This is a genomic window from Candidatus Weimeria sp. HCP3S3_B5, from assembly GCF_052064335.1.
In the GTDB taxonomy this organism is placed as follows: Bacteria; Bacillota; Clostridia; order Lachnospirales; family Lachnospiraceae; genus Weimeria.
Map to the genome: position 1 here is coordinate 1 of NZ_JBQHVU010000005.1, position 13,768 is coordinate 13,768.

The following is a 13,768-nucleotide window of genomic DNA, read 5'->3' on the forward strand; positions in this document are numbered from 1 at the left end:
ACAATTAGGACACAGATCCTGCAAAACCTGTCTGCAGCTCCTTTATTGCTGGTGAGAGAAAGAACGTCTTTTGCGGAAGGGTGGTTCTTTCTCTCTTTTTTTGTTTTTATGTAACATGTATATACTAAAAAAGCGTGCCGCAAAATGCAACACGCTCTGGTAGGAATATTTAGTTAACTCAGATAATAAAATGCAGTTTTTGTGACGCCGGAGGGAATTTTAATTTGGCGTATGACAGCGAGGACGGCATAGAGATCATATACGAGATGAGATATGAGCCTGCTGATGAGTCTTGAAATTGTGAGAAAATATGAAGAAATTGTGAAATTAGCACTCACCACTTGACAGTGCTAACAAATCGTGATATAACTATAGTCGAAGATCAAGGAAGAGGAAAAATAAAGGATCCGAATCCTGATCGGGGCTGTTCTTACGAAGGAGCACAGATGAGTGAAGCAGGTACCTCGTAAGGACTTCATAAATATCAGGCAGTGCCTGCAGGTTGCAGACACCATAGAGATTGGAGTGATTTGTATGATGATGCCGAGTATTTTTGGAGAAAGCTTATTTGACGATTTTGATGACTGGTTTGATTTCAGGATGCCGAAGATGCCTGATGTGGACAGAGTTCTGTACGGCAGGAATGCCAGGAATATGATGAAGACAGATGTCAGGGAGAAGGATGGCAAGTATGAGATGTCTATCGATCTGCCTGGCTTCGACAAAAATGATGTGAAGGTAGCATTAAATGACGGATACCTCACTATCAGTGCAGAGAAGGGCCTTGACAAGGAAGACAAGGATAAGAATAAGAAGTATCTCAGGAAAGAGAGATATGAGGGCTCTATGACCAGGAGCTTCTATGTGGGTGACGATATCACAGACAAGGATATAAATGCAAGCTACAAGAACGGAGTTCTGACCCTTGAGCTTCCTAAGAAGGATCAGAAGCAGATCGAGAAGAATGATTCTCATCTGATCGAGGTTCACTAAGTCCTGCCGGCGTTAAGCGCCGGAATGGATCTGAATGAGCTGTGAGAACAAGGAGTTTCTCACAGCTCTTTATTTTTGCAAAAAATAAAGGTACAAATATAAAAACGGGCTTTTTATTCTCTGCTGTTTTTAGTATAATAATGAAAGCAACTGAGTAATTTATATTAAGAGAGGAAATGTATCGCAATGAATTATCAGATTATCGGGGACAACGACTGTCCGCTTGTAGAGTTTCGTATGGACAGGGGCGAGGGACTTCTGATCGAGAGAGGATCGATGGCCTATATGAACGGGATTGAGCTTCAGGGGAAGCTTAATTCCAGAGGCGGGCTTCTTGGGGCTATTGGGAGAAGCATCGCCGGCGGTGAGAGCATGTTTATCACAAATGCATGCGCCGTGCAGGATGGTGCTGTACTGGGTGTTGCGCCTGCTATTCCAGGCGAGATAAAGAAGCTTACTGTCGGCAGCAGGCAGTACAGGCTTAACACCGGTGCTTTTCTTGCCTGTGCCAGCTCTGTGAATTACAACATAGTGACACAGAAGCTTTCGCATGCCTTCTTTGGAGGGACCGGAGGTCTTTTCGTGATGGAGACCATAGGCCAGGGGGATCTGCTTGTGAATGCATTCGGGAGTCTGATCACCCTTGAGGTCACGCCGGATCATCCGATCACCGTGGACAATGAGCAGGTGGTCGCCTGGGATGCAAGTCTTGACTACAGGATAGAGATCGCCTCAGGCATGTTTGGATTCATGACCGGGGAGGGCTTAGTCAACAGGTTCAGCGGCAGTGGAGAGGTCATTATCCAGACCAGAAATCTCAGAAGTCTGGCAGATAGCCTGTCAAAATATATACCGAAGGGAAACTGATATGGGAAAGGGGATTACCCTGGACGCAATGTAGACACTTTCTTCTGGTGATAGATACTGCAGATACCGGTGATATCACAAAAAAGCTGTCGTCAAAAGACGACAGCTTTTTTAATGTCCGGATCGCTTCAGTATTAAGGTGGATATTGCGACATAAGGGCCTTTGTAAAATGTCCTGACGATTGAGTTTACAGCGGATTATATATATAATGATGGAAATTGTTCAATAAAAGAAAGGTAATAGCTATGAAAGAGATCTGGAAACCGGGAAATATGCTCTATCCCATCCCCGCTGTACTGGTATCGACGAGGGGAGTCGATGGGAAGGACAATCTTTTCACTGTGGCCTGGACCGGCACCATCTGCACAAATCCTCCAATGGTTTATATATCTGTAAGAAAGAGCAGGTTTTCCTATAAGGCTCTCCATCAGACCGGGGTTTTCGCTATAAATCTGACCACAGAAAAGCTTGCTAGAGCGACCGATTACTGCGGTGTGGTCAGCGGCTCGTCCCATGATAAATGGAAGGAATGTCATCTCACAAAAGAGGAGGCAAAGGAAATCCCGGTATCTCTTGTAGCAGAAAGCCCGGTCAATATCGAGTGCCGTATCACAGAGGAAAAAGAGCTTGGAAGCCATGTATGTATGATGGCACGGGTTCTCTCTGTCCATGCCGATGCAGATTTAATAGATCTAAACGGTGCCTTCAGGCTTGAAGCAGCTCATCCGATCGTATACTCGCACGGGACTTATTTTTCCCTGGGGAAAAGGATAGGGAAATTCGGCTTCGCAGTGAAAAAAAGATCGAGGGATAAGAGATAAAAATGAGCATTATTCTACTTGACATTCCAAATAGATTTGATACAATTAAAAAGTACACAATGTAAATGAGTGTCGGTCTTAAAGGAGAAGAAATATATGGCTACAGTATATGACTTTACAGTAAAGGACAGAAATGGCAATGACGTAAGTCTTTCGGAATACAGAGGTAAGGTCCTTCTGATAGTAAACACTGCTACCGGATGCGGATTTACACCTCATTACAAGCCGCTCGAGGAGATGTATGAGGATCTTAAGGACAGGGGCTTTGAGATACTTGATTTCCCTTGCAACCAGTTCGCGGACCAGGCCCCTGGCAGCGGAGATGAGATCCATGAATTCTGCACGCTGAAGTATGGAACGACCTTCCCGCAGTTTGAGAAGATCGATGTGAACGGTGATAATGCAGCTCCGCTCTTTGTCTATCTGTCTGAAGAAAAACCTTTCAAGGGCTTTGGAAAGGGGATAAAGAACGCGGCTCTTAATAAATTCTCCGAAGTGAACAATAAGAAATTCGGTGAAAAGGCATATATCAGATGGAATTTCACGAAGTTTCTCGTTGATCGTGACGGAAATGTCTTAAGACGCTTCGAGCCTACCGAGGATATGAAGCTTGTCAGAGAAGAGGTAGAAGCTGCTTGTAACAGAAGCAATCCTTCGTGTGAGAATTGATGATCCTCCTTTAGACCCGGTCAGCCTCTGACCGGGTCTTTATTTATAATCAGAATGAAGCTAAAGCCTGAAAGCAGTCCATTCTCTGCCTGCGACAGCCTTCTGATCCTATTGTACACAAGGGGATTGACTTGTCAAATAATCCTTGTAACCATTCCAAAAATTATGATAGAATAATATGAAAAAAGTGAAGAAGAAAAAGGAGAAGCCATGGTAAAGCATATAATTCTCTGGCAGCTAAAGGATGAGCTGTCAGATCAGCAGAAGAGTCAGATAAGGTCGGAGATAAAGAAGGGACTTGAGGATCTGGCAGGAAGGATAGATGGACTTGTGGAGATCCATGTGCAGGATAAGTGCCTGCCGTCGTCGAATGCGGATCTGATGCTTGAAGTCACTCTGTCAGATCAGAAAGCTCTGGAGGCCTATGCGGTAAATCCGCTGCATGTGAGGGTAAAGGACAGCCTTATCGCACCAAATGTCAAGTCCAGGGTATGTATTGATTACGAGGTCTAAGATGAAGCAGGGGGTGGGTGCCATGGATTGTCTTGCGATCTGGTATACATTCCAGTACGGGAAAATAAAGGGGAAGCTTATAGTGATCGCAGTCATATGCCCGGTTCTGGCGGTTCCATGCTGCCCGGATGAAAAAAGGAGGTATATGATGAGGAGCATAAGAGGTATCTGTATGAATCGCTTGAACGGATGAAGAATCCATTCTATGTTGAGAAACTCGTTTACTATGGATATAAGGTGCCGGAGAAGTACAGGAAATACTGCCCGGCTGAAAATATGCCTGTGTCTTTTTATCTGAGAGATGCTTATGAAGAATTTGAAGTTAGATCTTAGGCAGAGAATATGTGTGACGTTAGTTTGTCTTATCATGTCGTCGGGTGTGATCATACAGGCGGTTATGTCATATAAGATAGATATTGCGCAGCAGAAGGAAAGAGCAAGGCTCAATGCAAAGGTGTATGCAGAGGAGCTTAGGAACGATTTCGAGAATGGACATAATATCACTGATGCAGTGGAGGATACGGTCATAGCTTCTAATGGTAAGGTAAATAATTTTGAGGCTGTGGCGTCTCATGAGATGGAGGATTATATATCGAGCATACAGCTGGCTCCTGATTCAAAGGTAGAGTATATATATCCTCTGAAGGGCAATGAGGACGGTAAGATAGACCTTATGGCTTATAAGGGACGCAGGGAGATCGTAAGTTACAGCATCAGGAACAGAAAGGCCTCAATGCAGGGTCCATTTGAGCTGAAGCAGGGAGGCTACGGCATTGCTGTCAGGAATCCTATATATATCAGACAGAAGGATGGGACAAGGAAGTACTGGGGCCTTTCGATAGTGATAATAAAGGTCCCGGATATATTTGACAAGACGCTGGGTGCGCTGGAATCGTTCGGCTATGACTATTGTCTGGATACGACATATTCGCCTATTTCTTTGAAAAGCGTAAGAGTAGCCTCATCCACAGGTGATAATGTAAAGCTTGTCAATCCTGTCAGTGCTAAGTTTCAGGCCGGAGGCTGCACCTGGACTCTTAATGTGGAAAGGGTGGGAGGATGGAGCTCTGCCAGACTTCTTACCGTCTTGCTCTCAGGCCTGTTTTTAGTGATCTTTTCAACTGTGATCACATATCTGCTGCTGCGTACGAAAAAGCAGCATAAGGAGCTTGTGAGGGCGGCTACGACAGATGAGCTGACCGGACTGTTAAGCCGCAGAGGCTTCATAGAGACCTTGACGAAGGAAATGAGCAGGGATAAGGATAAGATGGTGACGGCTGTTTTTATCGATCTCGATGATTTCAAGCAGATAAACGACCTCTATGGGCATGTGACTGGGGACGCTGCTCTTGTGAATCTGGCAAATAATCTGATCGCAGCATTCCCGAAATCGTCTATAATCGGACGTACCGGCGGAGACGAGTTCTGCGTAATGATAATAGGTAAGAGCCCTGAGGAAAGTGAGAGACTTATAAGGGAGGCTGTTGGAAAGGATCAGACCTTCTTTTTCGAGAACAAGAAATACAGCTATACCATATCTGCGGGATATGTTGATTATCCTGGTCAGACTGACGATCTAAAAAAGCTCATCAACTATGCTGATGAGGCTCTCTATTCCGCCAAGCTGGCAGGCAAGCACAGATGCGTGAGGTTCGATAGCTCTATGGCAGATATCAAGCGCACACAGCTTGGCTTCTCGTTCAAGACACTTGCAGAGGGTATACCTGGAGCCTTTATGATATATTGTGCGCAGGGCCGTGAGGATATTCTTTTTGCAAATAACGACCTGATAAATATGATGGGATGCAGGGATCTGGATGAATTTATTTCTCTTACAGGGGGAAGCTTCAGAGGTTTTGTACATCCTGATGATCTGGACCTGGTCGAGACATCCATCTGGCAGCAGATGCTGGAGAGAAGGGATGATCCGTTTCATCGTGATGACTATGTCGAGTACCGGGTGAAGAAAAAGGACGGAAGCATTCTTTCTGTAGTGGATATAGGAAGACTTATTAGCACAGAGAATTATGGTGAGATATTCTTTGTCTTCATCAGGACCAAGGGTGAGCTTGCCATTAACGTCTAAAGAAGACATTAAGCTTCGCGATCTTTGTGGTATTCTTTATCCTGATGGAATATATTTCATTTAAGATAACTAATGCGACCAATGGATTTGAGCTCTCGATAGGAGCAAATGGGCTCAGTTTCTATCAGGCAGGAGATGCGGCAAGAGCGACCGCTTCACTAGCTTTGCAGCTGGGATTTTCGGCCGTGGCAATTGGGCTGTCGTCCTATCTTCTTGACAAAAAGGTGGATCTGTAAGGACAAAGACGCGAGAGATCGCGTCTTTTTGATTTACATTTCCGCTGAGTTGGATTATATTATATCTAGAGGTTGACCGGTTCGAACCGGATTGGATTTATGTCACAATGGTGTGATGAGCAGGAAACGGCAGGATTTTCTTTTTGAGTTTTATGGAGGATTTATGTCGGAATATGACGAGATGACAAGGATGTCTAAAAGAAGTGCTATTGACGATATGACAGGACTGCCGGGAGAAAAGGAATTTTATCAGGCAGCCCTGGTGCTCGCAAGAGAGAAGATGGACTCCGGGGAGTTCGAGAACTTCTGCCCAACTTTTTTTAATGTCAAGAACTTTCGAGCATATAACAGATCATGCGGTATAGAGGGCGGAGACAAGGCAATCGTATTCATTGCGACCACTCTGAGGGAAATGTTCCCGGAGGCACTTATAGGCCATTTTGCCGGGGATCATTTTGCTGCTCTTCTGCCAAGAGAGGGGATCCCGGACAGACTTGATTTGGCTATTGAAAAGATAAATGGTTTCTTTGCAAACGCACTTATCGCGATAAAGGCAGGAGTAGTGATATATGACGGGCCGGTCGATGCAGGAGAGGTCACACATGCCTTTGATAAGGCCAAGACTGCCTGCAGGGCGGCTATGAATGATTCTGATTCATCATATGCTGTCTATTCTGAGGAAATGGATAAGGCTCTTGCTAAGAAGTATTATATCCTCGATAATTTCGATGAAGCTCTGAAGAAGGGCTATATAAAGGTATACTATCAGCCTGTAGTCCGTACTATAACAGAACGGGTATGCAGCTTTGAGGCTCTTGCCCGCTGGGAGGATCCTAAGGAGGGGATGCTCTCTCCCGGACTTTTCATCCCTGTACTTGAGGAGTCAAGGATGATAGGAAGGCTTGATGCCTATATCATAGAGAATGCAGCCAGACTTATCCATGACAGAATAGCAAATGGATGTGAGATGCTTCCTGTATCTATAAATCTCTCAAGACTTGATTTCTCACTGATCGATCCTCTGGCAAGAGTCGAGGAGGCAGTGAAGAAATACGATATACCTAAGCGCTATATCCATGTCGAGATCACAGAGACAGCCGTAGCAAAGAGCAGAGGTGAGCTGGAGAAGGCCATAGAGAGCTTCAGGGAGGCCGGCTATGAGGTCTGGCTTGATGATTTCGGTTCTGAGTATTCGTCTCTTAATGCCCTGCATAATTTCGATTTCGATATGCTAAAGATCGATATGGGATTCTTCAAGAATTTTAATGAAAAAGGAAAGAATATCATCACAAGCGTAGTATATATGGCTAAGTGTCTTGGCATCCATACCTTAGCTGAGGGTGTGGAGACCAAGGAGCAGATGGAGTTCCTCAAGAAAATAGGATGTGAGAGGATCCAGGGCTACTACTATGGCAAGCCTGAGAAATTCGAAAATGACCTGATGGAGTTCGACAGGAAGGGGCTTCTGTTTGAGACAGAGAAGGGCAGCAGGCTGCTTGAGGCAGCCGGTATGGTAAATATGGCTGACCGGTCTCCTGTAGCTATCTTTACATTCGATGGGAATCATGTAAGACTTCTTGCTGCTAATGATGTCTATTGCACAGAGCTTAAGAAGGAAGGGGTAGATGGAGTAGAGCAGGAGAATGAATATCTCTCTGATGACTGCAACAGACAGGTATCCCATATCAGAGCCTTCATGAAGAGGGTATACAATGAGCCTGACACCTATGTCTATTTGAAGAATGACAGCTATATGAGCGTTCATGCCCAGAGGATTGCCGGGGATGAGGACGAATGGATAGGCCAGTCCTCCCTGTTTGCCCTGTCTACTGACAGACAGAAGAAGGCCTGCAGCAGGATTGATGCTCTGACGAGACATATAAGCCAGATCTTTGACGGATACTATTATATGGATCTGGAGTCGGATCAGATAGAGGTGATCCAGCCTATGCATGTAGATATGGGTATAGGTGAGGTGATCAAGGGGATAGATGATTTCAATATAAAATATTCAAAGGAGCTTGTACACCCGGATGACAGGGAGAGATTTCTCACCTTTATAGACCCTGAGAATATTAGAACGGCTGTCAGGGATTCAGGTAAGGGTAAGTCTCAGGATCTTTTCCGTATTAAAAGGAAGTCAGGCAGATATCACTGGGTTGTATTTTCGGCTATACTCATAAAGGAGCCGGGGCAGCATGATTGCATACTTATATCCGAGCATGAGGACCTCTGGGAACATAAGGGCGACAGGTCCGGACTTCTGCCTGTTTTTGCTTCTTCATACAGTGTCTCTGTGCGTACGGATGTATCTGAGCAGAAGAAGGATAAAAATAAAAAACCCGTTCATTATTGGAATGGCACTATTCCTGATCGCAGAGTAGGATACAGGAGAGCATCAGACATAGCTCTTGCAGACTCGAACCAGGCTCTTCTCGGAGTTGAGGCCTGGTGTGATGATGCTATATCAATGGGACTTAGTGAGAAGGACCCGGCTGATGGTATAAGGACATCGATCGCAAGGATTGCTGAAAATCTGCTCGCAGAAAGATTCTTTATTTTTGAAGAAAGAGAGGATGGGACAGTTTCCTGTACCTATGAATGGAATGCAAAGGGCGTAGCCCCTCTTATGGCTGAGCTGTCTGGGATCAGGAAATCCGATCTCGCGCCACTGTATGAACTTTTCAATGATCATAAGGTCGCTATAATAAGAGATTTCAATGAATTCATCAAGCTTCATCCAGATATGAAGCTGCCTGTAGCCGGAGTCAGAAATGTCATTTCCGGAAGACTTACGATCGCAGGAGAGCCGTTAGGCTTTACTGTAGTCATAAATTCTGACTCACAGAGGCTTAATTCCAATGGATATATGCTGTCTACACTGACTAATTTCCTCGCATCAATGATCTCCCATAAGAATGTGATGAATGCGGCAGAGGACAGGACAAGAAGAGATCCGCTTACTGGCAGCTTGAACAGATCCGGACTCAGGCATTATTTCGATAATAGAACATCCACAGGAAAGATAGGCCTTATAGTATGTGACATAAAGGGACTGAAGGATATCAACAACGCAAATGGCTATGATGCCGGAGATAAGGCCCTTGTCCGTGTGGCCTCTGTACTGAAGCGGATAGCCGATGCCGACCATGTCTGCCGTATAGACGGTGACTCCTTTATGGTCATTGAGGAGGATATGGACGACGCAGGCATCAGGTCTGTCGCTTCCGATATCACCAGAGCCTGCTTTGCCGAGGGTGTAAGTGTCTATTCCTCCTACTGCATCCTTACAGGCGCAGTTGATAGGAACCGCTTTGATGCCGCGCTTCTCGTGATGGAGGATGAGATCAATACCCAGCAGAGGAGAGGGGATAGGGTATAGGGTCAGGTAATTGACCATATATCAAGAATCTTCTGAAAGCCTTCATTCACAGCAGCAGGGGTCACCTATCAGCTTACTCCGCATCTGGAAGCTGTTTCATCAGACGATAATTCGTCCGATTCGGATGATTCCGTTCCGGTTCCAGCAAAGGTGACCGGAGTAAAGATTTCTAATTCGAAGGGCCCAAGGGTCAAGGTCTCATTCACAGACCAGGATGATGCAGATGGCTACCAGATCTCATATTCATACAATGGGGTCACAAAGAAGAAGAACGTGAGAGGGGCATCGGCAAAGTTTTTCGTACCTAAGGGCAAAAATGTCACAGTGAAGGTCCGTGCCTATAACTATAACGACAAAGATGAGAAGCAGTACGGCTCCTGGTCTGCGGCCCTGAGCAAGAAGAAAGACAGGAAATAAAAGGCAGCAGGCCTTGTTCCTGAAAAAATGTAATATGGCAGATCATTGATCAGCCGTAGCTTTAATAAGCACCCGATCCAGTTGATGCTGAGTCAGGTGCTTTTTATATCTGTTGCCAGTTCCTGCTGTGTCACCTTTGCATCTTCCCTGAAAGAGGATGGCCTTAAGCCCTATCCCCTCCCAAAGCCATTGTAATTCCTTATATTTTATGATATCCTATTCCCGTTACATGGATTTTACAAATGGGGGTTCATTTACATGACCGAGCAGGAGAAGATCAAATATATCAAAAGACGCAACAAGCGCATGAAAAGAGCGAAGACGCGTAAGAAGAGGAGAAGGATTCTCGGCGTTACCATCGGTGTGATAGCAGCCCTGTATCTGACATTCGTGTTCTGCCCCTTACCATTTATTGCCAGATGGAGGACGGTATATATAGAGACCGCTATGACCACCAATTCGCATAAATGGCTTGCGACTATGTTTATCCCGCACTATATAATCGATAAGGTGATGGATGAGAAGAAGGCTCAGGAGGCTTATCAGAAGAAGCTGAAGAGTAAATGGGATACGGCGGAGGTCGGAGCAGATGCTGGTACGGCAAAGACCGATGAGGAGGCTTTCTTTGACAAGTACTGGGAGCTTGATTCTGAATCCTTCAGGGACTATCTGAAAAGGGAAAGTGTCTTCCTTTCGGATGGATATAACAATCTCCTGATCGATAATATGTATCGCAATCTGCCAATCTATACAGTGGAGGGTGACAGGATCCTTGCGGTGGATGCTGCTAATAACACTATAATAATAGGTGTGAAGGGCGAGGGATATTCAGGAAAGCTGGCTATTGTAAAGAATATAAACCAGGTTTCAGTAAAGAATTCGGCCTATCTGGGTAGTCGCGGAGAGACTTGCGGAGTTTATGCGAAGAGATATGACGCTGAGGTGACTATCAATGCGAGTGCATTCAGGGATGTCGGAGGGCATGGAAGCGGTGGCCTGATACGTGGCGCCTGCGTGGAAAACGGCAGGGAGATAGGTACACCGGAAAGAGGCTACTGGAAGTTCGCCGGAGTCAGAAGCGATGGCAAGATGTATGTGAGTAATTATTATTCCACAGACATAAGCGACTACAGATGGGGCCTGGAATTCTATCCGGCTCTTATAGTGGATGGGAAGAATGTCGTAGACGGTACCTTTGGAATGGGTATACAGCCCAGGACAGCGATCGGACAGAACAGCGCCGGAGACTTCATGATGCTTATAATAGATGGACGTCAGGTTGGCTACTCTCTTGGATGCACGGTTTCCGACTGTGAGAAGATACTGAGCCGTTATAAGGCCTATCAGGCAATAAACCTTGATGGAGGAAGCTCAGCGATCATGTGCTACAAGGGGAAGCAGATCACTAAGCCATCGAGCGTGAGCTCGCTGGGGCGTTTCCTTCCGAATGCTATAGTAGTCAGCAAAGCCAGCTGATGCGATAAGAAAAAATAAGGCGGCAGAATGATATTCTGCCGTTTTTTTTGATTTCAGAATAGGCTACTGAGGCTGGACTGGTCATATTATTTATATTAAAACTGGTTATTTTTCCCTTATCAGAAAACTGGTATAACTATATCCATCAGATCTGAAAGAGAAATATGACCAGATGGGTTGTGATAGGTAATACCAGTTAAAGGAGGACTCAGATGACAGAGAATGCTGCAGATAGGATCGAGCTGAACAGAGGGCTCGCTAAGATGCTGAAGGGCGGAGTGATAATGGATGTGACCAATCCCGAGCAGGCTAAGATAGCCGAGGCTGCAGGAGCATGTGCAGTTATGGCTCTTGAGAGGATACCGGCTGATATCAGAGCTGCCGGCGGAGTTTCAAGGATGAGTGATCCTGCCATGATAAAGGGGATTCAGGAAGCGGTTTCGATCCCTGTAATGGCCAAGTGCCGTATAGGACATTTCGTCGAGGCCCAGATACTTGAGGCGATAGAGATCGATTATATCGATGAATCAGAGGTTCTTTCTCCTGCAGATGATACCTACCATATTGATAAGACTAAGTTCAAGGTCCCATTCGTATGCGGAGCCAGGGACTTAGGTGAGGCCTTAAGGAGGATAGCCGAGGGCGCTTCTATGATCCGTACAAAGGGTGAGCCTGGAACAGGAGATGTGGTGCAGGCGGTCCGCCATATGAGGCTTATACAGAAGCAGATCCACGAGCTGACTTCGCTCCGCAGTGACGAGCTCTATGAGGCTGCAAAGGAGCTGGCTGTCCCGGTCTCACTGGTAAGCTTCGTACATGATAATGGCAAGCTTCCTGTCGTGAATTTTGCGGCCGGAGGCGTTGCTACTCCTGCTGACGCTGCCCTTATGATGCAGCTGGGAGCAGAGGGAGTCTTCGTTGGCAGCGGAATCTTCAAGTCCGGAAATCCGGAAAAGAGGGCGCAGGCTATAGTAAAGGCTGTCACAAACTTTGACAGGCCTGATATCCTTGCCAGACTGTCTGAGAATCTTGGTGAAGCTATGGTCGGGATAAATGCTGACGAAATAGCCCTTATCATGGAGGAGAGAGGAAAATGAGTAAAAGAAGGATCGGCGTCCTGGCCCTGCAGGGCGCCTTTTATGAGCATGAGCGGATACTTGTAAGCCTCGGAGAGGACACATCAGAGGTGAGGAGAAAGGAAGATCTGAAGGGCATCAGTGCTCTTATCATACCAGGAGGCGAGAGCACGACGATAGGGAAGCTCCTTAGGGAGCTTGATATACTCGATCCCCTGAAGGTTATGATAGATAACGGACTTCCTGTGATGGGGACCTGTGCCGGAGAGATCCTTCTTGCAGATTCTGTTGATGGCAGGAAATCAGACTATATAGCAACGATACCTATGAATGTGAGAAGGAATGCATATGGACGGCAGCTGGGAAGCTTTATAGCAAATGAGGACTTTTATGGCATAGACGGAAAGGTTCCTATGTGCTTTATCCGTGCTCCATATATAGAGTCTGCAGGCCAGGGCGTAAGAGTAGTGGCAAGATGTAATGGAAGGGTAGTTGGCGTAAGGTATGACAGCCAGCTGGCTATATCCTTTCATCCTGAGATAAGCGGAGATACGAGGATACACAGCTATTTTCTCAATTCTGTGATGCAAGGCCAGTCTCTATGATATTTGCAGACTTTTCTGCAAGCTCCTTTAATGGCTCCCGGACATCGGGAGCCTTTTTCTTCCATCTGAGATAGATCCCTGTGAGCGCTGACAGATAGCCGGTCATCAGGCTCTGGTATTTTTCTTCCCTGCAGAAATGCATGAAGAATGGGAGAGATGTGACATCGGTGGTAAAGGAGTAGAAAAAGCCGGGATCATCCCCGTAGAGAAGCTTTTTCATAGCGGGATCATCAGTATCAAGAGCCTCGTAGTAGACCTCTATACCCAGGACCAGATCATCTGGATCTATTGCGTCAAGTTTTTCGCTGACTTTTTCAAGATAGTCCTGCTCTATTTCAAATACCAGATCATCAAGTGTCTCGAAATGTGAATAGAAGGTCTTGCGATTCAAGCCGGCATGATCCGTAATAGCTGTTATCGTAATCTTATTTTGCGGCATGCAAAGGACAAGTGCGAGATAAGCTTCCTTAAGGATCTTATCAGATCTGCGGTGTTTCTTTTCATTTCTTTCCGTCTGCATTATTTACAGCTTCCTCTCCTGAATATATGCATTGTTTCTCCTCATTTTCTCACATTAACCTCATTATGTCAAAAATCAAGATTGCTAAAAAGCGCGCAGACTACTA

General features: G+C 45.7%; 15 protein-coding genes. 14 read left to right on the forward strand and 1 reads right to left on the reverse strand.

Annotation, left to right across the window (positions count from 1 at the left end; genetic code table 11):
* Positions 1–534: 534 nt before the first annotated feature.
* From ACTNCK_RS03530 to pdxT, 14 genes are all read left to right on the forward strand, one after another.
* On the forward strand, positions 535–993 hold the full coding sequence (locus ACTNCK_RS03530; protein ID WP_441081127.1) for an Hsp20/alpha crystallin family protein: 459 nt from the start codon (positions 535–537) through the stop codon (positions 991–993).
* A 186-nt stretch (positions 994–1,179) separates the two neighbouring features.
* Complete coding sequence (locus ACTNCK_RS03535) at positions 1,180–1,860, forward strand: TIGR00266 family protein (RefSeq protein ID WP_441080999.1); 681 nt, start codon at positions 1,180–1,182, stop codon at positions 1,858–1,860.
* Between the two features lie 246 nt (positions 1,861–2,106).
* Positions 2,107–2,682, forward strand: coding sequence for a flavin reductase family protein (locus ACTNCK_RS03540; RefSeq protein ID WP_441081000.1), 576 nt, complete (start codon positions 2,107–2,109; stop codon positions 2,680–2,682).
* Positions 2,683–2,778: 96 nt separating this feature from the next.
* On the forward strand, positions 2,779–3,351 hold the full coding sequence (locus ACTNCK_RS03545) for a glutathione peroxidase (RefSeq protein ID WP_441081001.1): 573 nt from the start codon (positions 2,779–2,781) through the stop codon (positions 3,349–3,351).
* 210 nt (positions 3,352–3,561) lie between these two features.
* The gene (locus tag ACTNCK_RS03550; RefSeq protein WP_441081002.1) at positions 3,562–3,864 is read left to right on the forward strand and encodes a Dabb family protein; all 303 of its coding nucleotides are present in this window, start codon (positions 3,562–3,564) and stop codon (positions 3,862–3,864) included.
* A gap of 1 nt (position 3,865) precedes the next feature.
* Complete coding sequence (locus ACTNCK_RS03555) at positions 3,866–4,057, forward strand: hypothetical protein (RefSeq protein WP_441081003.1); 192 nt, start codon at positions 3,866–3,868, stop codon at positions 4,055–4,057.
* On the forward strand, positions 4,054–4,197 hold the full coding sequence (locus ACTNCK_RS03560) for a hypothetical protein (RefSeq protein WP_441081004.1): 144 nt from the start codon (positions 4,054–4,056) through the stop codon (positions 4,195–4,197). The genes ACTNCK_RS03555 and ACTNCK_RS03560 overlap by 4 nt, the downstream gene beginning before the upstream one ends.
* A 64-nt stretch (positions 4,198–4,261) precedes the next feature.
* A complete protein-coding gene (locus ACTNCK_RS03565; RefSeq protein ID WP_441081005.1) occupies positions 4,262–5,950 on the forward strand; it encodes a diguanylate cyclase domain-containing protein in 1,689 nt (562 codons plus the stop codon).
* Between the two features lie 44 nt (positions 5,951–5,994).
* On the forward strand, positions 5,995–6,186 hold the full coding sequence (locus ACTNCK_RS03570) for a hypothetical protein (protein ID WP_441081006.1): 192 nt from the start codon (positions 5,995–5,997) through the stop codon (positions 6,184–6,186).
* Positions 6,187–6,349: 163 nt separating this feature from the next.
* Positions 6,350–9,568 (forward strand): EAL domain-containing protein, encoded by a 3,219-nt coding sequence (locus tag ACTNCK_RS03575; protein WP_441081007.1) that lies wholly within the window; start codon positions 6,350–6,352, stop codon positions 9,566–9,568.
* Positions 9,569–9,718: 150 nt separating this feature from the next.
* A complete protein-coding gene (locus ACTNCK_RS03580; protein WP_441081008.1) occupies positions 9,719–9,985 on the forward strand; it encodes a hypothetical protein in 267 nt (88 codons plus the stop codon).
* A 258-nt stretch (positions 9,986–10,243) separates the two neighbouring features.
* Positions 10,244–11,461, forward strand: a complete 1,218-nt coding sequence (locus ACTNCK_RS03585; protein ID WP_441081010.1) for a phosphodiester glycosidase family protein — start codon at positions 10,244–10,246, stop codon at positions 11,459–11,461.
* 212 nt (positions 11,462–11,673) lie between these two features.
* Positions 11,674–12,558 (forward strand): pyridoxal 5'-phosphate synthase lyase subunit PdxS, encoded by an 885-nt coding sequence (gene pdxS / locus ACTNCK_RS03590; protein WP_441081011.1) that lies wholly within the window; start codon positions 11,674–11,676, stop codon positions 12,556–12,558.
* Positions 12,555–13,142, forward strand: coding sequence for a pyridoxal 5'-phosphate synthase glutaminase subunit PdxT (gene pdxT / locus ACTNCK_RS03595; protein ID WP_441081012.1), 588 nt, complete (start codon positions 12,555–12,557; stop codon positions 13,140–13,142). Before pdxS ends, pdxT begins: the two co-directional genes overlap by 4 nt.
* Here the strand turns inward: pdxT and ACTNCK_RS03600 are convergent.
* Positions 13,111–13,662 (reverse strand): TetR/AcrR family transcriptional regulator, encoded by a 552-nt coding sequence (locus ACTNCK_RS03600; protein WP_441081013.1) that lies wholly within the window; start codon positions 13,660–13,662, stop codon positions 13,111–13,113. The genes pdxT and ACTNCK_RS03600 overlap by 32 nt on opposite strands.
* Positions 13,663–13,768 lie beyond the last annotated feature (106 nt).

What these genes read in the sequence shown, in the direction of transcription:
- ACTNCK_RS03570 (WP_441081006.1), top strand. Translation starts at nt 5,995, where the DNA reads ATGGAATATATTTCATTTAAGATAACTAATGCGACCAATGGATTTGAG.
- ACTNCK_RS03540 (WP_441081000.1), top strand. Translation starts at nt 2,107, where the DNA reads ATGAAAGAGATCTGGAAACCGGGAAATATGCTCTATCCCATCCCCGCT.
- ACTNCK_RS03585 (WP_441081010.1), top strand. Translation starts at nt 10,244, where the DNA reads ATGACCGAGCAGGAGAAGATCAAATATATCAAAAGACGCAACAAGCGC.
- ACTNCK_RS03565 (WP_441081005.1), top strand. Translation starts at nt 4,262, where the DNA reads ATGTCATATAAGATAGATATTGCGCAGCAGAAGGAAAGAGCAAGGCTC.
- ACTNCK_RS03530 (WP_441081127.1), top strand. Translation starts at nt 535, where the DNA reads ATGATGATGCCGAGTATTTTTGGAGAAAGCTTATTTGACGATTTTGAT.
- ACTNCK_RS03550 (WP_441081002.1), top strand. Translation starts at nt 3,562, where the DNA reads ATGGTAAAGCATATAATTCTCTGGCAGCTAAAGGATGAGCTGTCAGAT.
- ACTNCK_RS03575 (WP_441081007.1), top strand. Translation starts at nt 6,350, where the DNA reads ATGTCGGAATATGACGAGATGACAAGGATGTCTAAAAGAAGTGCTATT.
- ACTNCK_RS03535 (WP_441080999.1), top strand. Translation starts at nt 1,180, where the DNA reads ATGAATTATCAGATTATCGGGGACAACGACTGTCCGCTTGTAGAGTTT.
- ACTNCK_RS03600 (WP_441081013.1), bottom strand. Translation starts at nt 13,662, where the DNA reads ATGCAGACGGAAAGAAATGAAAAGAAACACCGCAGATCTGATAAGATC.
- pdxS (WP_441081011.1), top strand. Translation starts at nt 11,674, where the DNA reads ATGACAGAGAATGCTGCAGATAGGATCGAGCTGAACAGAGGGCTCGCT.
- pdxT (WP_441081012.1), top strand. Translation starts at nt 12,555, where the DNA reads ATGAGTAAAAGAAGGATCGGCGTCCTGGCCCTGCAGGGCGCCTTTTAT.
- ACTNCK_RS03545 (WP_441081001.1), top strand. Translation starts at nt 2,779, where the DNA reads ATGGCTACAGTATATGACTTTACAGTAAAGGACAGAAATGGCAATGAC.
- ACTNCK_RS03560 (WP_441081004.1), top strand. Translation starts at nt 4,054, where the DNA reads ATGAAGAATCCATTCTATGTTGAGAAACTCGTTTACTATGGATATAAG.
- ACTNCK_RS03555 (WP_441081003.1), top strand. Translation starts at nt 3,866, where the DNA reads ATGAAGCAGGGGGTGGGTGCCATGGATTGTCTTGCGATCTGGTATACA.